Here is a 22,522-nt window from a genome sequence, read left to right on the forward strand (position 1 = left end):
TCGCCCCGCCGCCCCGTCCCCACCCGGCCCTCGCGACGGCATCGCCTGAATTTGGAGCCCACTGATGGATCGTCAAGCCCCTGCGCCCGATGCCCTGTCGGGGGCGCGCGAGCAGGTGATCGCCGCGCTGGCCGCCCGGCTCGGCGCCGACCCGGCCGAGCTGGACCCCGACACGCGGTTCAGCGAGCTGGGCCTGGACTCGGCGGGCGCCACCGCGCTGGCCGCCGAGCTGTCCCGGCGTCTCGGCCGGCCGCTGCCGTCCACCGCCGCCTGGGACCACCCCACCGCGGGCGAGCTGGCCCGCTTCCTGGCCGGCCCGCCCGACGCCCCGGCGCCGGGCGCCACCGGCCCGGGCGGCGCGCTCGCGCCCGACGAGCCGATCGCCGTCGTCGGGATGGCCTGCCGCTTCCCCGGTGCGCCCGGCCTGGACGCGTACTGGCGGCTGCTGTGCGAGGGCGGCGACGCCGTCACCGAGGTACCCGCCGACCGCTGGGACGCCGCCGCTCTCTACCACCCCGACCCCGCCGAACCCGGCCGCGCCAACACCCGCTGGGGCGGCTTCCTCGACGGCGTCGACCGCTTCGACCCGCAGTTCTTCGGCATCTCGCCCCGCGAGGCCGCCCTCATGGACCCGCAGCAGCGGATCATGCTGGAGCTGGCCTGGACCGCGCTGGAGGACTCCGGCACCGACCCCGGCACGCTGCGCGACAGCCGTACGGGCGTGTTCACCGCCGCCCTGTGGAACGACTACGCCCGGCTGACCGGCCGCGACCTGGCGGCCATCGGACAGCACTCGGCCACCGGCGAGGACCTGAGCATCATCGCCGCCCGCATCTCCTACGTCCTCGGGCTGCGCGGTCCGAGCATCGGCGTCACCACGGCCTGTTCGGGCGCGCTGGTGGCCGTCCACCTCGCCTGCCAGAGCCTGCGCGGCGGCGAGTCGGAGGTCGCGCTGGCCGGCGGCGTCAACCTGCTGCTGGCGCCGGAGAGCACCACCGCCATGGCCAAGTTCGGCGCCATGTCCCCGCGCGGGCGCTCCCGGGCCTTCGACGCCGGGGCCGACGGCTACGTCCGGGGCGAGGGCGGCGGACTCGTGGTCCTCAAGCCGCTGTCCCGGGCGCTGGCCGACGGCGACCGGGTCTACTGCGTCCTGCGCGGCAGCGCGGTCAACAACGACGGCTACAGCAACGGCCTGACCGCCCCCAATCCGCAGGCCCAGGAGGACATGCTGCGGCAGGCGTACGCGCGGGCGGGGGTGGCGCCGCACACCGTCCAGTACGTCGAGGCCCACGGCACCGGCACCGCGCTGGGCGACCCCATCGAGGCCGGTGCGCTGGCCCGGGTGCTGGGCGCCGGACGCCCGGCGGACCGGCCGCTGCTGCTCGGCTCGGCCAAGACCAACCTCGGCCACCTGGAGTCCGCGGCGGGCATCGCGGGCCTGATCAAGACCGCGCTCGCCCTGCACCACCGGGTGCTGCCGCCCAGCCTGCACTTCGAACGCCCCAACCCCGGCATCGACTTCGGCGCCGGCATCGAGGTCGTCACCGCGACCCGCCCCTGGCCGGACGGGCAGCGGGCCGCGCTCGCCGGCGTCAGCTCCTTCGGCTTCGGCGGCACCAACTGCCATGTCGTCCTGGAGGGCGCCCCGCCGCCGGCCCGGCTGCTGACCCTGTCGGCGCCCGACGCCCGGCGGCTGGGCGCACTGGCCTCGGCCGCCGCCGACGACGTCCGGGCGGCCGATCCCGCCGCCGGCACCGCCGACCTGGTCGCCGCGGCCGTCCGCCGGGCGACGGCCGAGCCGGGGGAGCGCCGCGCGGCCGCGGTCGTCCGCACCCGCGGCGAACTCCTGGCGGCGCTGGAGCGGATCGCGGCCGCCGGCGAGAACGAGGAGATCGGCGAGGGCGGGCAGAACGAAGAGAACGGGGAGGCCGGGGACGCCGGATGCCCCGAGCCGGCCGCCGCCGCGGCCCCGCGCACCGTCTTCGTCTTCTCCGGCCAGGGGGCCCAATGGGCGGGCATGGGGCGGGAGTTGCTGCATCGGGAGCCGGTCTTCCGGGCGGCGGTGGAGGAGTGCGACGCGGTCTTCACCGAACTGGGCGGCCGGTCCGTCGTCCAGGGGCTGCTGGCGGCCGACGCCGCCGCGTTGACCCGCAGCGACGTCCTGCAACCGCTGATCTTCACCGTGCAGATCGGCCTGGTGGCGCTGTGGCGCTCCCGGGGCGTGACGCCCGACGCGGTGATCGGGCACAGCCTGGGGGAGGCCGCGGCCGCCCACGTCGCCGGCCGCCTCGGGCTGCGCGACGCGGTCCGGGTGGTGCACCACCGCAGCCGGCTGATGGCCCGCCTGGACGGCACAGGAGCGGTGGCCCTGGTGGCGCTGGACGTCCGGGACGCCGAGGCGGCGGCCGAACGGCACGGCGCCGGCCGGGTCGAGGTGGCCGGCGAGAACGGGCCGCGGGCCACGGTGCTCGCCGGCGAACCGGCCGCCCTGGACGCCTGCCTGGCGGCGCTGGAGCGGGACGGCGTGGAGTGCCACCGCGTCGCCATGCCGGTGGCCTCGCACACCGCGGCCTGCGACGCGCTGCTGCCCGAACTCGGGGAGTCGCTGGCGGAGTTGCGGCCGCTGGCGGGCCGCGTACCGTTCGTCTCCACCGTCACCGGCAGCCGCACCGAGGAGCCGCTGGACGCCGCGTACTGGCAGCGCAACCTGCGGCAGCGGGTCCGCTTCGGCCCGGCCGTCGCGTCGGTCCTCGCCGCGGGGCCCGCCGCCTTCCTGGAGATCGGCCCGCACCCGGTCCTCGCCCGCGCCCTCGGCGCGCTGGTCGCGGCCCACGGTCACGACGACGTGCGGGCGCCCGTCCTGGCCGGCGCCCGCCGGGACGCCGACGCCCACGAGACGCTGCTCGGCGCCGCGGCCCGCCTGTACGAGTACGGTGCGGCGCCGGACCAGTACCCGGACCAGTACCCGGACCATTACGGTGCCGCACCGGCCGGGCCGCCCCAGGCACCGGGCGAGGCCGGCGACGCGGCCGCCGGGAGCGACGAACGTCCCGCCGCTCCCCGGCTGTTGACGCTCTCCGCGCACACCGAGGAGGCCGCCCGCGCACAGGCGGCCCAGCTGGCCGACCTGCTCGCGGCCCCCGCGGACGGCGCCGCGCAGGACGTCCCGGACGACGGCCTCGACGCCCTGTGTGACGCCGCGGCCCGGCTGCGCGGCGGCCACCGGCACCGCGTGGCCGCCGTCGTCCGCGACCGCGCCGAGGCCGCGCAGCTGCTGCGGCGGGCCGCTGCCGGCGAGGAGGCGGCCGGACTGGCCACCGGCGCCGTCCCGCGCCGCCCGGGCCGGCTCGCCTTCGTCTTCTCCGGCCAGGGCACGCAGTGGGCCGCCATGGGGCGCGGCCTGGCCGACCGCGAACCGGTGTTCCGGCGCGCCCTGGAGCGGTACGACGAGCTGCTCCGCGGCCTGACCGGCGGCGACTGGTCGCTCCTGGCGGAGCTGGCGGCACCCGAGGACCGTTCCCGCCTCCAGGAGACCTGGCTGGCCCAACCCGCCCTGGTCGCCCTTCAGTTGGCGCTGGTCGACCTGTGGGAGCACTGGGGCGTCCGGCCGGACGCGGTGACCGGGCACAGCGTGGGGGAGATCGCCGCCGCGTGCGTGGCGGGGGCCTTGGAGCCCGCGCAGGCGCTGCGGATCGCGGTCGAACGGGGCGCGGTGATGCACGCCGCGACCGGACGCGGCCGGATGGTCTCGCTCGCCCTGCCCGAGGCCGAGGTCGCCGCGCTGCTGGCCGGGTTCGGGCCGGACCTGGGGATCGCCGCCGTCAACGGCCCGGCCGCCACCGTCGTGGCCGGTGCCACCGACGCCGTGGCGCGCCTGCTGGCCGCGCCCGGGCCGGCCGGCGTCCGCACCCACCGGCTGGCCGTCGACTACGCCTTCCACAGCCCCCAGATGGACCCCTACCAGGACGCGCTCGCCGACCGGCTGCGCGGGCCGGCGCCCCAACAGGCACTGGCTCCCCGGCCGGCCCGGCTGCCGCTGGTGTCCACCGTCACCGGCGCACCGGTCGAGGGCACCGCGCTGGACGCGGCGCACTGGGGCCGCTCGGTGCGCGCCACCGTGCGCTTCGCCGACGCCGTCGCGGCGCTGGCCGAACTGGGGTGCACCGACTTCCTCGAAGTGGGCCCGCACCCCGCACTGGTCTCCGCGACCACCCGGTGCCTGGCGGGGACCCCGGCCGCCGGCGGGCTGGTCCTGCCGACCCTGCGCCGCGGCGACGACCTGTGGACCCCGCTGCACTCGCGCGCCGCGCTGTGGACCGCCGGCCGTCCGGCGGTGCGTACCGCGTCCGGCGCTGCCACGGCCGGGCCCGGGCGGCCGGTGCGGCTGCCCGAGTTCCCCTGGCAGCGCTCCCGCCACTGGATCACCCCGGCCCCGCTCGGCGGCGCCGCCGGGACGGCCGGCGACCCCGGCCCGGTGGGGCGGCTGCTGCGCACCGGGCGGCTGGCGGAGCTGGCCGGACACCTGGAGCGGCGGCACCGGCTCTCCGACGCCGAACGCACCGCGCTGCCCCGGCTGTTGGAGCTTCTGGCCCAGACGGAGACGGAGACGGAGCGGGAGGCGGGGGCGGCGACGCCTGCCGGTGCGGCACGGGACGCGGATCCGGACGCCGCGCTGCGCTACACCGTCCGCTGGCACGCGACGGACGCCGCGCCCGCCGCGCCCGCCGCGCTCACCGCTCCCGCCGCCCCGGTCGACGACCGGACCGCGGCCGGCCACTGGCTGCTGGCCGGCGAGGGCGAGTTGACCGAGGCGCTCGCGGCGCGGCTGCGCGCCGGCGGCGGCACGGTCACCGTCCTGGACGGCCGGAAGGAGGAGTTCGCCGCCGCCGTGGACACCGCCCTGGACGCCGCCGCGCACCCGGCCCCGGGCGGCGCGCCGGTGCCGCTGCGCGGGGTGGTCCACCTCCACGGCGCGGAGGTGCCACCCGACGAGGACGCGGGCGGCGCCGTCCGGCAGGCCACCGCCTCCGCCCTGTTGCTGGCGCAGCGGCTGGCCGCCCGGTCGCTGCCCGCGGCGGCCCGCCTGTGGCTGGTCACCGAGGGCGCCCGGCCTGACGCGGGGCCGCCGCGCCCGTTCGCCGCCGGCGGCGGTCCGGTGGCGGGGGCCCGGGAGCTGGCGGGCGCCGCACTGTGGGGCTTCGGCGGCACCCTGGGCCATGAACTCCCCGAGCTGCTGGGCGGCTTGATCGACGTGGACGGGTCCGCACCGGCCCGTACGGCCGGACTGCTCGTCGCCGAGCTGCGGCGCGAGGACCGCGAGGACCGGGTGGCGCTGCGCGACGGCGTCCGCCAGGTCGCCCGGCTGACCCCGGCGGACCCCGACCCGGTCGCCGCCGGCCCGGCCGTCCCGCTGCCCGGGCCCGAGCTGGACCCGGCCGCCGCCTATCTGGTGACCGGCGGGCTCGGCGGTATCGGTCTGCGGCTGGCCCGCCATCTGGCCGAGCGCGGCGCCCGCCGGCTCGTCCTCCTCGGCCGCCGCGCCCCCGACGCCCAGGCCGACGCCGTACTGGAGCAACTCCGCGCTAAGGACGTGGAGGTGACGGTGGCTCAGGCCGATGTGTCGCGCCGCGACGACCTCGTCCGCGTCCTGGACGGGATACGGGAGCAGGGGGTGCCGCTGCGCGGCATCGTGCACGCGGCCGGTGTCCTGGACGACGGCGTCGTGCTGCGTCAGGACCCGGAGCGGATCGCCCGCGTCCTGGCGCCCAAGGTCCTCGGCGCGCTCCACCTCCACGAGCTGACCGCCGGCCGGCCGCTGGACTTCCTGGTGCTCTTCTCCTCCTTCACGGCCACTCTCGGCGCCGGCGGCCAGGCCGGCTACACCGCCGCCAACGCCGTACTGGACACCCTCGCCGCCCGTCTGCGCGCCACCGGCACGCCCGCCGTCAGCCTCGGCTGGGGCCCCTGGAGCGGGGTCGGGATGACGGCGGGGGACGGCGCCGGCCGGCAGCGCTGGGCGCAGCGCGGGCTGCCGCCGCTCGACCCGGCGGCCTGCCTGCGGGCCTTCGACCGGGCGGTCGCGGGCGCGCGGTCGGCGGGTCCCGCGCACGAGGTGGTGCTCGACGCCGACTGGCCCGCCTACCGCGCGAGCCTCCCGGACGGCGCGCGGCGGCCCTTCCTCGACGAGGTTCTCGCGGGTGCGGCCGGCGGCGCGGCCCGCGGCGGCGGTGCCGGGGCACCGGGGGACGGGCAGCTCGCGGCCACCGGGGCAACCCGGACGGCCGAGGACGCCGCCGCGCTGGCGGCTGCCCTGGAGGGCGTGCACCCCGAGGACCGGGCCGCGGTGATCGCCGACCATGTCGCGCGGCGGGTCGCCGAGGTGCTGGGGCTGCCGGACGCCCGGCGGCTGGACCGCGAGGCCGGGCTGTTCGACCTCGGGCTGGACTCGCTGGCCGCCACCGGTCTGGCCGGGCGGCTCGCCCGTGACCTGGGGCAGGCGGGCGGCCCCGCCGAACTGTCCGCCACCACCGCCTTCGACCACCCCTCCGTCGCCGCGCTCGCCGCCCACCTCACGGAGCTGCTGACCGGCACGGACGGCGGGGGAGCCGGCCAGGGCCCCGCCGCCGGCGGCACCGGCGACGCCGACCTGGAAGACCTGCTGGCCGAGATCGAGAACTTGTCCGAGGACGAGGCGGCCCGGCGCCTGGCGGAACTCGCCGGCGACGGACCGCACACCGGGATGGGAGACACAGACGCATGAGTGACCTGTCGGACCGCATAGCAGGTCTGTCGCCGGAGAAGCGGGCGCTGCTGGAGCGCGCCCGCGCCCGGGCCGCCGCCTCCTCCCGACCCGCCGGGCCCGCGACCGGGGCCGACGCGCCGGGGGCCACCGCGCCGCCGGCCCCGGCCGCCGACGCCCCCTCCGCCGCGCCCGCCGCGCCCGCCGCGCCCGCCGCGCCCGCGGCCCCCGAGGGCCCCGCCGGCTCCGAACCCATCGCCGTCATCGGCATGGGCTGCCGCTTCCCCGGCGGTGCCGAGGACCCGCAGGCGTTCTGGCGGCTGCTGCGGGACGGCGTGGACGCCACCGCACCCGTCCCCGCCGACCGTTGGGACACCGAGCGGCTGCACGACCCCGACCCCGAGCGGGCCGGCCGGATCTACGCCGAGCGCGGCGGCTTCCTGGCGAGCCCCGTGGACCGCTTCGACGCCGCGTTCTTCGGCATCTCGCCGCGCGAGGCCGAGAGCATGGACCCGCAGCACCGCATGCTGCTCGAAGTGGCCTACGAGGCACTGGAGTCGGGCGGCCAGGCGCCCGGCCGGCTGACCGGCTCGCGGACCGGTGTCTTCGTCGGCATCGGCATCGACGACTACAAGAGCCTGCAGACCGCCGACGAGGAGGCCATCGACGCTTACACCGGCACCGGCAACCTCTTCGCCGCCGCGGCCGGCCGCCTCTCCCACGTCCTGGGGCTGACCGGCCCGAGTCTGGCGGTGGACACCGCCTGTTCGTCCTCGCTGGTCGCGGTGCATCTGGCGATGCGCAGCCTGCGGCTGGGCGAGAGCGACCTGGCGCTGGCCGGCGGGGTGCACCTGATGCTGTCGCCGGAGATCACCCTGTTCCTGTCCCGGGCCAGGGCGCTGTCGCCGGGCGGGCGCTGCCGCACGTTCGACGCCGCCGCCGACGGCTACGCCCGCGGCGAGGGCTGCGGCGTCGTCGTCCTCAAGCGGCTGGCGGACGCGCTGGCCGCGGGCGACGACGTGCTCGCGGTGATCCGGGGCTCGGCGGTCAACCACGACGGCCCCAGCGCCGGCCTGACCGTCCCCAACGGCCGCTCCCAGCAGGCCCTGATCCGGGCCGCGCTGGCCGACGCGGGCACCGCGCCCGCCGAGGTCGGCTACCTGGAGGCGCACGGCACCGGCACCCCGCTGGGCGACCCGATCGAGGCCCGGGCGTTCGGCGCGGTCCTCGGTCCTGACCGCCCGTCGGCGGAGCCGCTGCTGGCCGGCTCGGTCAAGACCGGCATCGGCCACCTGGAGGCCGCGGCCGGCGTCGCCTCGCTGATCAAGGTCGTGCTGTCGCTGCGCAACGAGGAGATCCCGGCCCATCTGCACCTGACCGAGCCCAGCCCGCACATCCCCTGGGACGAGCTGAAGGTCCGGGTGCCGGTGGAGCGCACCCCGTGGCCGCGCGGCGCGCGCCCGCGCGTCGCCGGCATCAGCGGCTTCGGCATCGGCGGCACCAACGCCCACCTGGTCGTCGCCGAGGCGCCCGCCGGGCCTGCCCCGGCCGAGGAACTGCCCGGCACCGCCGGGCCCCGGCTGCTCACCCTCTCCGCCCGCGGCCACCAGGCGCTGACCGAACTCGCCGGCCAGTACGCCGGGCGGCTCGCCGACGAGCCCTCCTGGCCCGCCGCCGCGCACACCGCCAACGCCGGCCGCGACCACTTCGACCACCGCCTGGCGCTGGTCGCCGGCAGCGGCGCCGAGGCCGCCCGCCTGCTGACCGCGTTCGGCGAGGGCCGCACGGAACCCGGCCTGTACGCAGGGCAGGTGCCCGCGCCCGGCGGCCCCCGGGTGGCGTTCCTCTTCACCGGCCAGGGCTCCCAGTACCTGGGCATGGGCCGCGGCCTGTACCGCACGCAGCCGGTGTTCCGGGAGGCCGTCGACCGCTGCGCGCGGTGGCTCGACGGCGTCCTGGACGTGCCGCTGACCGACGTGCTCTTCCAGGGCCGCGCCGACATCGGCAGCACCGCGTACGCCCAGCCCGCCGTCTTCGCGGTGCAGTACGCGCTCACCGAACTGTGGGCGTCCTGGGGCGTCCGGCCGGCGGCCGTACTGGGGCACAGCGTCGGCGAGTTCGCGGCCGCCACCGCCGCCGGGGTGCTGGCGCCCGAGGACGCGCTGCTGCTGCTCGCCGAGCGCGGCCGCCTGATGGCCGCGCTGCCCCGCGACGGGGCGATGGCCGCGGTGTTCGCCGACACCGCCGTCGTCGAGCGGGCGGCCGCCCGGTACGCGGGCCGGCTCGCCGTCGCGGTCCACAACGGCCCCGGCGAGAGCGTGATCTCCGGCACCGCCGAGGCGGTGGACGCGCTGCTGGCGGAGCTCGCCGCGGACGGCGTCCGCGCCCACCGGCTGCGGGTCTCGCACGCCTTCCACTCGCACCTCATGGAGCCGGTGCTGGACGCGTTCACCGCCCGGCTGGACGGCGTGCCGCTGAGCCGTGCCCGGGTCCCGTACTTCTCCACGGTGACCGGCGCCCGCGCCACCGCCGACGAGCCGGCCGACCCCGGCTACTGGCGGCGCAACATCCGCGAACCGGTCCGCTTCACCCAGGCGTTCACCGCCCTGGCGCAAGAGGACTGGGACGCCGCCCTGGAGATCGGCCCGCAGCCGGTGCTCACCGGCCTGGCCCGCCGCCGCGCGGAGCACGGCGCGGACGGCGCGGCGGACGGCCGCGGCCCGCTGCCGCTGCTGGCCTCGCTGGTCCGCGACCCGGAGGAGACCGCGCAGCCGCTGCACGCCGCGGCCCACCTGCACGTCCTCGGCGCCGACCTGGAATGGGACCGGATCACCCCGGGCCCCCGCCCGCGCCCCGTCGCGCTGCCCACCTACCCCTTCCAGCGCCGCCGCTACTGGCGCGACACCCGCACCGGCCGCCGCACGCCGGCCGGCACCGGCGGCCACCCGGCCCTGGGCGCCCGGCTGCGCTCGCCCGCCCTGCGCGACACCGTCTTCCACCGCGCCTACGACGAGACCAGCCCGGCCCACCTCCCGGACCACCTGCTGTTCGGCGCCGTCGTCGTGCCCGGCGCCTCCCACCTGGCGCTGCTGCTGAGCGCGGCCGAGGCCGAGTACGGCCCCGGCGCGTACGAGGCGCATGAGGTGGTCTTCCCGCAGGCCCTGGCGCTCACGGACGGGGCGCGGCGCGAGCTGCAACTCGTGCTGGCCGCCCCGGAGGCGGGGGCCGGCGCGGGCCGGGCCTTCCAGGTGGCGAGCGCGCCCACCGGGGACGGGGCGGCCGCCTGGACCACCCACGCCACCGGCGTCCTCACCGACCCGACGGGGGCCAACCCGCCGCAGGCGGAGGGGAGTTGGCGGGCGACCGCGGCGGCCGTCCGGGAGCGTTGCACCGCCCGCACCCCGGGAGCCGCACTGCACGCCCGCATGGACCGCGCGGGCTACGACCTCGGCCCGTCCTTCCGCTGGATCCGCGACGTCCACCACCGCCCGGGCGAACTGCTGGCCGAACTGGTCCGCCCCGCCGAGGCCGGCGCCGGGCACGTGCTGCACCCCGGACTGCTGGACTCCTGCTTCCAGGCGGTCGTCACCCTGCTGCCCGAGGAGGCCCTCGACGGCCGCAGCCTCTTCGTCCCGGTACGCGTCGACCGGCTGCGCCACCACCGCGCGCCCGCAGACGGCGAGAAGCTGTGGCTGCACATCGCCGAGCTGCCCGACGGCCGGGACGCCGACGGCCTGCTGGTCGACCTGGCCCTCCTGGACGACGGCGACCGGCCGGTGCTGACCATGGACGGCGTACGGCTGCGCCGGGTGACTCGGGCCAACCTGCTCGGCGAGACCGGCACCCCCGAACTGCGCGCCCCCGTCTGGGCCCCCGAGCCGCTGCCCGGACCGGATACCGCACCGGCCGTCACCGGGCGCTGGCTGGTGGTCGCCGACGACGCGGGCCCGGCCCGTGCCCTGGCCCGGCAGCTGACCGCGGCCGGCGCCGACTGCACCCCGGCCGGTCCGGCGCGGCCTGAGGACATCGGCGCCCTGGTGGCGGCCGCCGCCGAAAGCGGGCCGCTGGACGGCGTGGTGGGCCTGTGGACCCGGCCCGGCGCGGCGGGGGAGGGGACCGTGGAGCCCTCCGTGGCCGCCCTGCACCTCGTCCAGGCGGTGGCCGGGCTCGACCACGACCCCCGGCTGTGGCTGGTGACCCGCGGCGCCCAGGTCGTACAGCCCGGCGAGCGCCCCGACCCCGCGCAGGCCGCGGTGTGGGGCCTGGGCCGGGTCGCGGCAGCCGAACTGCCCCGGCTGCACTGCGCGTTGGCCGACCTCGACCCGGCGGCCGCGCACGACGAGGTGGCCCCGCTCCTCGCCGACCTCGCCGCCCCGCAGCCCACGGACGGGCCCGTCGCCCACCGTGCGGGCGTCCGGTACACCGCCCGCACCGCGGCCCTGGCCCCCGCCGGCGCCGCCCCGCCCCGGCTCCGCCCGGACGCCACGTACCTGGTCACCGGCGGGCTGGGCGGCATCGGCCGGCACCTGGCGCGCCATCTGGCCGACCGCGGCGCCCGCCACCTGGCGCTGCTCTCCCGCGGCACCCCCGGCCCCGACGCCGAACGCACCCTCGACGCGCTGCGCGCGGCCGGCACCGAGGTGCGGCTGCTGCGCGCCGACGTCTCCGGCCCCGAGGCACTGACCGCCGCCCTGGACGTGCTGCGCCGGGACCTCCCGCCGCTGCGCGGCGTCGTCCACGCCGCCGGCGTCCTCGACGACGGCACCCTCGTACGGCAGGACGCCGCGCGGCTGCGCCGGGTCGCGGCCCCCAAGGCCGACGGCGCCCGCGCGCTGCACCATGCCCTGGCCGGGGCGGAGTTGGACTTCCTCCTGCTGTTCTCCTCGGCCGCCGCGGCCCTGGGCACCGCGGGCCAGGGCGCCTACGCGGCGGCCAACGCCACCCTGGACGCCCTCGCCCAGAGCTGGCGCGCGGACGGCCTGCCCGCCACCAGCGTGGCCTGGGGGGCCTGGGCGGACACCGGCATGGCCGCCGGGCTCGGCGCCGCGGACCTGGACCGGCTCGCCGGCCGGGGCGTGGGCGCGCTCACCCCCGCCGAGGCGCTCGCCCTGCTGGACCGGGTGCTGGCCGAGGACGGCCTGCCGGCCCATGTCGTCGCGCTGCGCCGGGCCGAGGGCACCGCGTCCGCGGCCCGTACCGGCGGCCCGGCACAGCGGCCGCAGGGCCGGGACGACGAGCACCACCCCCGGCCCGACGGCCTCGGCCCGTACGCCGCACCGGCCACCGACGAGGAGAAGGCCCTGGCCGGACTGTGGGAGGAGGCGTTCCGGATCCGCCCGATCGGCACCGGCGACGACTTCTTCGCCCTCGGCGGCGACTCCATGCTCGCCCTGACCATCACCGCCCGCGCCCGGCGCCACGGCCTGCGGCTGAAGGAGTCCGACTTCTTCCAGCGGCCCACCGTCCGGGCGCTGGCGGCCGCCCACCGGCAGAGCACGGACGGCGCGGACGGCGGGAGTACGCCGGACGGCCCGGCCGCGCCCGCCCCGGGGCGGCCGGACTCCGACGCGGCGCTGCCCGAACTGAGCGCGGCGAGCCGGGAGTTGATCGAGAACCGGCTCGGCGGTACGCCCGCCGGCCCCGCCCCCGACCGGGAGCCGCCCCGGCTCGACCGGCTGCGCGCCGCCGCCCGCCTGGCGGCCCGCCGCCGCGCCGGCACCGACGGCTAGCCGCCCCGCCGCTCCACCGACACCCCACCCCAGACACCCGACCCGGAAACCGGAGTACCACTCACATGACGCGTGACGCGAAGGAAACGCGCGAGACCGTGGCAGCGCGGCCCTCGACCGAGGGCGTCTACCGCCTCTCGTTCCTCCAGCAGGGCCTGCTCTACCACAGCCTGGTCGACCCCGAGGCGGCCTTCTACGTCGACCAGGTCGTCTACACCCTCGACGGCGCGCTGGACGAGGAGCGCTTCGAGCGCGTCTGGCGCCGGGCGGTGGCCCGCCACGAGATGCTGCGCACCTCCTTCTTCTGGGAGGGCATCGAGGAGCTGGTCCAGGTCGTGCACCGGGACATCGAACTGCCCCTGGAGCGCCACGACTGGCAGGACCGCCCCCAGGAGACCCGGCAGGCCGACCGCGACCGCTTCCTGACCGAGGACCGGCTGCGCGGCTTCGACCTGGAGCGGCCGCCGCTGTTCCGGCTCAGCCTGGTCCGGCACGCCCCCGACCACCACACCTTCGTCTTCCGCTACCACCACCTGCTCTTCGACGCCTGGTCGGCGCTGATGGTGCTGGACGAGGCGTTCACCGACTACAACGAGGGCGCCACCGCCGAGCGCACCGCGACCCTGCCCTACCGCGACTACGTCGCCTGGCTGCACCGCCAGGACCTGTCGGCGTCCGAGGCGTACTGGCGCACCGCCCTGGGCGGCCTGACCGAGGCCACCCCGCTGCCCGGCGCCCCCCTCGCCGCCCGCCCCGCCGCCCGCGCCGACCGCCTCGCCCCGGCCGCCGGGGACGGCACGGACCACGCCACCCGGGAGAACCCCGAGGAGGTGCTGTGGCTGGACGCCGCCACCACCGAGGCACTCACCGCCTTCGCCCGCGACCACCGGGTCACCCTCAACTCCGTGTTCCAGAGCGCCTGGTCGCTGCTGCTGAGCCGGCACAGCGGCCGTGACGAGGTGATGTTCGGCACCACCGTCTCGCACCGCCCCGCCGACCTGGAGGGCGTCCAGCACACCGCGGGCCTCTTCATCAACACCCTGCCCGTACGGGCCCGCACCGCCCCCGGCGACACCTTCGCCGCCTGCTGCGCCCGCCTCCAGCAAGCCCAGGGCGAGCGCCGCGACCACCACCACAGCCCGCTGATGAAGGTGCAGGAGTGGAGCGACCTGCCCTCCGGCGCCCCGCTGTTCGACACGATCATGACGTTCCTGAACGTGCCGCGCATCGAGACCCTCGGCGGCCGCGAGGGCGCGCTGCACATCACCCGCGGCGAGTACCGCTACCGCACCAACTACCCGCTGTCGGTGATGGTCGTGCCCGGCGAGCGGCTGTCGGTCCGGGTCGGCTACGACCGCGACCTGTACGACGCCCCGGCCGTGCGCGGCCTGCTCGGCCAGCTGCGCACCGTCCTCGCGGCGGTCGCCGCCGAACCGGGCGTGCTGCTGCGGGACATCCCACTGCTCTCCGCTGACGAGGAGGCCCGCCTGCTGCGGGAGTGGGGCGGCGCCCGCCCCGCCGCCCCGGCGGACGCCACCGACGTCCGCTGCGCCCACGACCTCGTCGCCGACCAGGCCGACCGGACGCCCGACGCCACCGCCCTGGTCCACCGCGGCACCCGTGTCGGATACCGCGAACTGACCGGGCGGGCCCGCCGGCTCGCCCGCCACCTGCGGGAGCTGGGCGCCGGCCCGGACACCCCGGTCGCGGTCTGCCTGGAGCGCGGCACCGACCTGCCGACCGCCCTGCTGGCCGTGCTGCACGCGGGCGGCGCCTACACCCCGCTCGACCCGGCCTACCCCGCCGAGCGGCTGGCGCACATGCTGCGCGACTCCGGCGCCCGCATCGTCCTGACGCAACGTCAACTCGCTGGCCGGCTCCCGGCGGAGGGGCTGCGCACCGTCCTGCTCGACGACGACGCCACGGCCGCCGCGATCGCCGCGCACAGCGACGGGCCGCTGCCCGGCCCGGCCGTCCACCCCGACAGCCTCGCCTACGTCATCTACACCTCCGGTTCCACCGGCACCCCCAAGGGCACCGCCCTCACCCACCGCGGCCTGGCCAACCTCGTCGCGGCCCAGCGCCGCACCTTCGCCCTCACCCCCGAGGACCGGGTGCTGCAGTGGGCCTCGGCCAGCTTCGACGCCTCCGTCTTCGAGACGGTCCTCGCGCTGGGCGCCGGCGCCGAACTCCACCTCGCCGACCGGGAGGACGTCCTCCCCGGCCCGGGCCTGGCCCGGCTGCTCCGCGAGTCCGGCATCACCGCGCTCACCATGCCCCCGTCCGCGCTCTCCGCGCTCCCCGAGGAGCCGCTGCCCGGCCTGCGGCTGCTGGTCTCCGCCGGCGAGGCGCTGCCGCAGAAGCTCGCCGCCCACTGGTCCCGCGGCCGCCGCATGGTCAACGCCTACGGGCCCACCGAGACCACCGTGTGGGCCACCGCCCAGGACGTCGCGGACCCCGCCGCCGGCCAGGACACCGCCCCCATCGGCACCCCGGTCCACGGCTTCACCGTCCACGTCCTGGACGCGGCGCTGCGCCCGGTCCCGGCCGGCGCGCTCGGCGAACTCTTCCTGGCCGGGCCGGGCGTGGCCCGCGGCTACCTCGGGCAGCCCGCCCGCACGGCCGCCGCCTTCCTGCCCGACCCCTACGGCCCGCCCGGCGCGCGCATGTACCGCACCGGCGACCTGGCCCGCTGGCGCGCCGACGGCACCCTGCAGTTCGCCGGGCGCGACGACCAGCAGGTCAAGCTGCGCGGCTTCCGCATCGAACTCGGTGAGATCGAGGCCGTGCTGGGCGCCCACCCCGACGTGCTGGACCGCGCGGTCGTCGTCCGCGACGGCGCCGCCGACGGGCGGCCGCACGGCGGCGACGCCCGCCTGGTCGGCTATGCCGTACCCCGCCCCGGCGCCACCCTCGACGGCAAGGAACTGCGGGCCCACCTGGAGGCGCGACTGCCCGAGCACCTGGTGCCGGCCGCGGTCGTCCCGCTGGAGCGGATGCCGATCACCGTCACCGGCAAGCTCGACCGGGCCGCGCTGCCCTCCCCGGAGGAGGCGTCCGGCGGCGGCACCAAGGTGCGTCCGGCCACCGAGGCCGAGCAGTTCGTCGCCGAGATCTGGACCGAGGTGCTCGGCGTCGAGGACCCGGGCGTGGACGACGACTTCTTCGAGACCGGCGGCAACTCCATCAAGGCCACCCAGCTGCGCTCCCGCATCAAGCGCGCCGGCCAGGTGGAGATCCCGGTGCGCGACGTCCTCAAGGCCCGCACCCTGCGCGCCGTCGCGCTCCTGGTCGAGGAGGCCCTGGCCGCGGAGCTGGACGGGCTGACCGACGAGGAGATCCAGGCCCTGGCCGACGAGGAGGCGTAGCCCCGCCGGAACGCACACCCGGGGGCGGCGGACGCCCCGCCCCCCAACTGCGCACCACCCCATGACAACCCGCGACAACCCACGGCAAAAGGAGCCCCGATGACCGCCGACGACCGCGACCCCTTCGACGAGTACCGCGTCGTCCGCAACGACGAGGACCAGTACTCCCTCTGGCCCGTCGCCCGCGACCTGCCCGCCGGCTGGCACGAGACCGGCACCCGCGGCACCCGCGAGCACTGCCTGGAGCAGGTGGCGGAGCTGTGGACGGACATGCGCCCGCGCAGCCTGCGCGAGGCCATGGACGGCACCGCGAACGAGGCCGCCACCGCATGAGCACCCACGGTTCCTACGCCCCGCCCGTGCCCGAAGGGCGCCTGCTGCGGCGCCCGGCCCGCGGCGGGGCGCCCCGTCACCGCCTGATCTGCTTCCACCACGCGGGCGGCGGCGCGGGCACCTACTTCCCCTGGCTCGAACGGGTCGGCCCCGACGTCGAGGTGTGCGCCGTCCGGCTCCCCGGGCGCGAGTCCCGCCTGGACGAGGCGCCGCCCACCGACCCGCGGCAGGTCGTCGACGAACTCGCCGCCACCGTGGCGTCGCTGGCCGCCGACGGCCTGCCGATGGCGCTGTACGGGCACAGCATGGGTGCGGTCCTCGCCTACGAGGTCTACGGCGCGCTGCGCGCACGGGGGCTGCCCGAGCCGCTGTGCCTGGCCCTCGGTGCGGCGCCCGCGCCCCGCCTGCACGCCGAGCACCCGCCGATGCTCCCGCCCGGCCACACCCGTGAGGACCTCGTCGCCATCCTGCGCGGCTACGGCGGCACCCCGCCGGAGGTCTTCGAGCACCCCGAACTGCTGGACATGGTCCTGCGCGTACTGGCCGCCGACTTCTCCCTCCTCGACACCTACCGGCCCGCCGACCCGCCGGCCACGGTGCACTGCCCGCTGGTGGTCTTCGCCGGGGCCGGGGACCCGATGGTCCGGCCGCACGAGGTCGCGGCCTGGCGGGAGTACGCCGCCGGGCCCTTCGAACACCACCTCCTGGACGCCGGGCACCTCTTCGTCGAGTCCCACGCGGCCGAGCTGCTCGACCGGATCGCGCACTGGTCCGCCGCCGGCGCCGGTACGGACGACGGTGCCCGCAGCGCCCCGGGAGGAGAGGAACCACACCATGGCTGACACCCCCGAACCCGGGGCTTCCGCCCCGGACCGCCCGGCGCCCGACGCGCAGCGGCGCGCCCTGCTGGCCCGCCGGCTGCGCGCCCGTACGGCGGCCGCCGCCGCGGCCGGCGCCCGGGAGACCGCCGGTGCCGCCGAAGCCACCGGCGGCACCGGCCCGGCTCCCGCCTCCGCGGCCCAGCGCCGGCTGTACTTCCTGGAGCGCTACCGCGCCGGCACCCCGCTCTACCTGGCCCCGGCCGCCTTCGACCTGCACGGCCCGCTGGACACCGCCGCGCTCGGCCGCGCCCTGGACGAACTGGTCCGCCGCCACGAGGTGTTGCGCACCGTCTTCGCCGAGCGCGACGGCGACCTGTGGCAGCTGGTCCGCGACCCGTTCCCGCTCGCCCCCGAGGTCACCGACCTGACGGCGCTGGACGAGGCGGAGCGCGCCGCACGGCTGCACCGCGCCGCGGCCGCCGAGACCCAGCCCGCCATGGACCTGGCCGAGGGCCCGCTGGTCCGCGCCCAGCTGCTGCGCACCGGCCCCGAGGACCACCGCCTGGTCCTCACCCTCCACCACATCGTCGCCGACGGCTGGACCCTGAGCCTGCTGGTCCGCGAACTGGCCGCGCTGTACGAGGCGTTCCGCGCCGGCCGGCCCGCGGAGCTGCCCGCCCCCACCCTCCAGTACGCCGAGCACGCCCGGCGCGAACGGCGCCGCGCCGCCACCCCCGAGGCCGCCGAGGACCTCCGCTGGTGGACCGACCGGCTGCGCGGCCTGCCCGCCCTCGAACTGCCCACCGACCGGCCCCGCCCGGCCGTCCAGGGCTGGGAGGGCGCCCGCCACACCTTCACCGTCCCGGCAGAACTCGCCTCCCGGGTACGGGAGGTGGCCGACCGTACCGGCAGCACCCTGTTCATGGTGCTGCTCGCCGCCCACCAGGCCGTACTGCACCGCTGGACCGGACAGGACGACCTGGCCGTCGGCAGCGCCGTGGCCGGCCGCGCCACCCCCGAGCTCGAAGGCATGGCCGGCCTGGTGGCCAACACCCTCGTGCTGCGCACCGACCTGTCCGGCAACCCCACCTTCGCCCGGCTACTGGACCGCGTCACCACCACCGTCCTGGACGCCTACGAACGCCAGGAGACCCCCTTCGAGGCCCTGGTGGAGCGGCTGGAGCAGGGCCGCGACCCCAGCCGCCACCCGCTGTTCCAGTCCACCTTCACCCTCCAGAACATGCCCGCCTTCCGGCGCACCCGCCTGGGCGCGGCCACCATGACCTTCCGGGACATGACCGGCGAGACCGCCAAGTGCGACCTGGCCCTGTCGGTCCTGGAGGCGGACGGCACCCTGCGCGCCGAACTGGAGTACAGCACCGCCCTCTTCGACCCCGGCACCGCCGTCCGCTTCGCCGGCCACTACCTCACCCTGCTGCGCGCCGCCGCCGAGGACCCCACCCGCACGGTGGCCGAACTGCCGCTGCTCACCGACGAGGAGCGGCGGCAGGCGCTCGCCGACAGCCGCGGCCCCGGCGTCGAGGTCCCCGCCGAGCCGGTGCACGTCCTGGTGACCCGGCACGCCCGCGCCACCCCCGGTGCCCCCGCGCTGGTGGACGGTGCGCGCACCGTCACCTACGGCGAACTGGACCGCCGCGCCGATCGGCTGGCTCGCCGCCTGCGGGAGCTGGGCGCCGGCCCGGAGACGCCGGTGGGCGTCGGCCTGGAGCGCTCCGCCGAGCAGGTCGTCGCCTGCCTCGCCGTCCTCAAGGCCGGCGCCGCCTTCGTCCCGCTCGACCCGCAGTACCCGGCGGAGCGGCTCACCGCCATCCGCGAGGACGCCGGGCTGCGCCTGCTGATCACCGACCGCACCCTGCGCACCCGCTTCCCGATGGGCCGCACCACCCTGCTGTACGCCGAGGACTTCGCCGCCGACGAGGACGGCCCCGACGCCGCGCCGGACCCCGCGCGCGCCCTCCCGGAGGCCCACCCCCGCAGCCTCGCCTACGTCCTGCACACCTCCGGATCCACCGGGCGCCCCAAGGGCGTCGCCACCGAGCACCGCAGCCTGTCCCACTTCGCCGCCTGGATCGCCGGCGCGTACGGCCTGGGCCCAGGCGAGCGCTCCGCGATGCTCGTCAGCCCCGGCTTCGACGCCGCGCTCTGCGAGATCTGGCCGGCCCTGACCGCCGGCGCCGCGGTGCACGCCGCCCCCGACGAGGTCCGCACCGACCCCGCGCTGCTCGCCCGCTGGATCGCCGACCAGGGCATCACCTACACCGTCCTGCCCACCCCGCTGGGCGAGGCGCTGCTCGACGCCGGGCTGCCCGACCACGCCCGGCTGCGCGTCATCGTCGTCGGCGGCGACACCCTGACCCGCCGCCCCGCGCCCGGCGCCCCGTACCGCCTGGTCAACGGCTACGGACCGTCCGAGACGACGGTCGGCGCCACGTTCGGCGACGTCGAGCCGCAGGGCGCGGACGCTGCGCCCGGCGCCCCACGCCCTTCCATAGGCCGTCCCATCGGCAACCTGCGCGTCCACGTCCTGGACCCCTGGCTGCGGCCGGTGCCCGTCGGCGTCCCCGGCGAACTCCACGTCGGCGGCGCCCAGGTCACCCGCGGCTACCTCGGCGACCCCCGCCGCACGGCCGCGCGCTACCTGCCCGACCCGTTCGCCGGCACCCCCGGCGCCCGCATGTACGCCACCGGCGACCTCGTGCGCCGACTGCCCGACGGCCGCCTGGAGTTCCTGCGCCGGGCCGACAACCAGGTCAAGATCCGCGGCTTCCGCATCGAGCCGGGCGAGGTGGAGGCCGCGCTGCGCACCCACCCCTCGATCGCCGAGGCGGTGGTGACCGTCCACGAGGACGCCGGCCGGCAGCGCTCGCTCGTCGCCCATCTGCTGCCGGAACAGGGCCCGCCGCCGACCCCGGCCGAGCTGCGCCGCCACCTCAAGGACCTGCTGCCGCACTACATGGTCCCCGCGCACCTCGCCGTCCTGGACGCGCTGCCGCTCACCCCGCACGGCAAGGTCGACCGCCGGGCCCTGGCCGCCGCCCCGCTGCCGGCGGCCGGCCCCGGCACCGCCGCCACCCCGCCGCGCGGCGCCACCGAGGAACTGGTCGCGGGACTGTGGCGCGAGGTGCTGGGCGTCGCGCAACTCGGCGCCGACGACAACTTCTTCGACCTCGGCGGCCACTCCTTCCTCGTCCTCGGACTCCAGGCCCGGCTGCGGGAGTCGGTCGGCCGCGAGATCCCGGTGGTCTCCGTCTTCCAGTACCCGACCGTGCGGACCTTCGCCGCCCACCTGGACAGCGCCTACCTTGACCGCACCCCGCCCCCGGCCGGCGCGCAGGACTGGGGCGACCGCCGCCGCCAGGCCCTGGCCAGGGCCCGTACACAGCGCGGCAGGCGGCCGCGATGAGCCGCCCGGCACCCCACAACCCCGCACCCCTCAACGGACCGAACGGACTGGGAATGGACCTGGCAAACCCGGATCTCTATGTCACCGACCGACGCTTCGCGATGTGGCAGGAGTACGCCACCGCCGACGCCCGGGTGTGGAGCCCGCCCGGCGCCTCCCCGGGCGGCTTCTGGTCGGTCTTCTCCCACCGGGACTGCGCCGCGGTCCTCTCGCCGAAGGCCCCGTACACCTCCGAGTACGGCATGATGCTCGGCTTCGACGCGGAGCACCGCGACGACGCCGGCGGCCGCATGATCGTCGCCAGTGACGGCCAACGGCACTCCGACCTCAAGCGCCTCATCGGCCCCTTCCTGTCCCGGCTGCGCGCCCAGGACCTCACCGAGGTGCTTCAGCGCGAGGTCCGGGAGATCGCCGACCGGCTGCGGGCGGGCGGGCCCGCCGACATCGCCACCGACATCGGCCCCCGGCTGCCCGCCGCCGTGGTGTGCGCCGTCATCGGCGTCCCCCGGCAGGACCGCGAGCAGCTGATCGAGCTGACCAACCATGCCTTCGGCGGCGACGACGGCCACTTCGACAAGATGCCGCCGGGCGAGGCCCACATGGAGATCCTCGGCTACTTCGCCGAACTGGTCGAGGAGCGCCGCCGGCACCCGGGCGAGGACCTGGTCAGCGCCCTGGTCGCCGACGAGCGGCTGAGCGACGAGGACGTGATCCTCAACTGCGACAACGTCCTGATCGGCGGCAACGAGACCACCCGGCACTCGATCACCGGCATGTTCCACGCCCTCGCCCGCTTCCCCGAGGTGCTGCGCGCGCTGCACGAGGACCCGGGGCTGACCGACGCCGCGGTGGAGGAGATCATCCGCTGGACCTCCCCGGCCGCCCACGTCCTGCGGGTGGCCACGGAGGACACCGAGGTCGGCGACCAGCCGGTCCGCAAGGGCGAGGCCATGGTGGCCTGGCTGTCCGCGGCCAACCGCGACGAGCGGGTCTTCGCCGACCCGCACACCGTCCGGCTCGACCGCGGCCCCAACCGCCACCTCGGCTTCGGCACCGGCCCCCACCACTGCCTGGGCTCCGCCCTGGCCCGGGTCGAACTCCACGAGCTGCTACGGGTGCTGACCCCCGGCCTGGCCGCGGTGGAGCTGGCCGGCGAGCCCACCTGGATGCGCTCCAACCTCGTCCAGGGCTACAGCCGCCTGACCGCCTCGACGACCTGGCACTGACCCCCGGGCGGCCGCGCGAAGGGCCCCGGTTCCGAACCCGTACCGGTCCGGAACCGGAGCCCCACCGCAATTCCGCTACGAAACCCGCACCGCATCCACCTCGTACAGCCCGGTGCCCCGCAGAACGTCGTCCTGGCGGACCTCGCACGCGAATCCGTGCCGGTGCAGAATGTCCTGGAAATCCGCCAGGCCGCCGTTCTCGTCGTGCACCTCGGCGACCACCGAGCGAATACGCGGCCAGTCCTCCTCCCGAATTCCCCGCAGTACGTCCAGCTCGGCCCGCTCCACATCTATCTTCAGCAGCGCGATATCCGGCGAACCGTGTTCACGGAGAATGTCGGAAACCGTGGTGATGGCCACCTCGATGGTTTCCCCGACATGCAGTCCGTCGAGTACGTCCGCAATCGAGGAATCGTCCAGACCGCGGTTGCGCAGAAACGTCCGGGTGATGTCGTCGTCCGCCTCCCGGTCCGCGTACAGCCCGGAATTCCCGGGCGCGTCCGGGTAGTAGACCATCGTCCCGGACCCCGCCTCGGCGGCCACCGCGGCGCGCAGCGGCGTGCCGTGGCGCAGATGCGCGGCGAAGTTCCGCGCCAGGCACGCGAAGACGTCGGGCGCGGGCTCGGCGGCGATCACGTGGATATCGGGCCGGGCGTCGGCGAAACCGAGCGAGGCCAGCCCGACGTTCCCTCCGATGTCCAGCACGGTGTCACCGGACCGCAGCCGGCCGGCGGCCCGCCGGTAGAACCCGTCGGAGGTGACCTCCTGCCACAGCAATTGCGCCTCGGCGGGACTGGTGCACCAAATGAGCCGGCCGTCGTCGAGCCGCAACTGCTCCGCGGCCGAATTCGCCGTGCCCATACCGCTCTCGTTCACACCGTG

General features: G+C 77.3%; 8 protein-coding genes. 7 read left to right on the forward strand and 1 reads right to left on the reverse strand.

The features are described from left to right. Positions 1–64 precede the first annotated feature (64 nt). The 7 genes from ACRAS8_RS23455 to ACRAS8_RS23485 all read left to right on the forward strand — a co-directional run bounded on the left by ACRAS8_RS23455 (position 65) and on the right by ACRAS8_RS23485 (position 21,640). On the forward strand, positions 65–6,760 hold the full coding sequence (locus ACRAS8_RS23455; RefSeq protein ID WP_438487969.1) for an SDR family NAD(P)-dependent oxidoreductase: 6,696 nt from the start codon (positions 65–67) through the stop codon (positions 6,758–6,760). Beyond that, positions 6,757–12,468: an SDR family NAD(P)-dependent oxidoreductase gene (locus ACRAS8_RS23460; RefSeq protein ID WP_438487970.1), complete on the forward strand. Its 5,712-nt coding sequence runs from the start codon at positions 6,757–6,759 to the stop codon at positions 12,466–12,468. Before ACRAS8_RS23455 ends, ACRAS8_RS23460 begins: the two co-directional genes overlap by 4 nt. A 65-nt stretch (positions 12,469–12,533) precedes the next feature. Then, positions 12,534–15,836 (forward strand): amino acid adenylation domain-containing protein, encoded by a 3,303-nt coding sequence (locus tag ACRAS8_RS23465; protein WP_438487971.1) that lies wholly within the window; start codon positions 12,534–12,536, stop codon positions 15,834–15,836. 99 nt (positions 15,837–15,935) lie between these two features. Beyond that, positions 15,936–16,169 carry an MbtH family protein gene (locus ACRAS8_RS23470; protein WP_438487972.1) on the forward strand — a complete coding sequence of 78 codons (234 nt, stop codon included), beginning with the start codon at positions 15,936–15,938 and terminating at the stop codon, positions 16,167–16,169. Then, entirely contained in the window at positions 16,166–17,011 is an 846-nt protein-coding gene (locus tag ACRAS8_RS23475; RefSeq protein ID WP_438487973.1) for a thioesterase II family protein, read from the forward strand. The genes ACRAS8_RS23470 and ACRAS8_RS23475 overlap by 4 nt, the downstream gene beginning before the upstream one ends. Beyond that, positions 17,004–20,414: a non-ribosomal peptide synthetase gene (locus ACRAS8_RS23480; protein WP_438487974.1), complete on the forward strand. Its 3,411-nt coding sequence runs from the start codon at positions 17,004–17,006 to the stop codon at positions 20,412–20,414. The genes ACRAS8_RS23475 and ACRAS8_RS23480 overlap by 8 nt, the downstream gene beginning before the upstream one ends. Positions 20,415–20,467: 53 nt before the next feature. After that, a complete protein-coding gene (locus ACRAS8_RS23485; RefSeq protein WP_438487975.1) occupies positions 20,468–21,640 on the forward strand; it encodes a cytochrome P450 in 1,173 nt (390 codons plus the stop codon). Between the two features lie 75 nt (positions 21,641–21,715). Here the strand turns inward: ACRAS8_RS23485 and ACRAS8_RS23490 are convergent, their stop codons facing one another. Then, positions 21,716–22,516 carry an FkbM family methyltransferase gene (locus ACRAS8_RS23490; RefSeq protein ID WP_438487976.1) on the reverse strand — a complete coding sequence of 267 codons (801 nt, stop codon included), beginning with the start codon at positions 22,514–22,516 and terminating at the stop codon, positions 21,716–21,718. Between the last annotated feature and the right edge of the window lie 6 nt (positions 22,517–22,522).

The sequence above is a fragment of the Streptomyces sp. S186 genome (assembly GCF_051603415.1).
Lineage (GTDB): Bacteria > Actinomycetota > Actinomycetes > Streptomycetales > Streptomycetaceae > Streptomyces.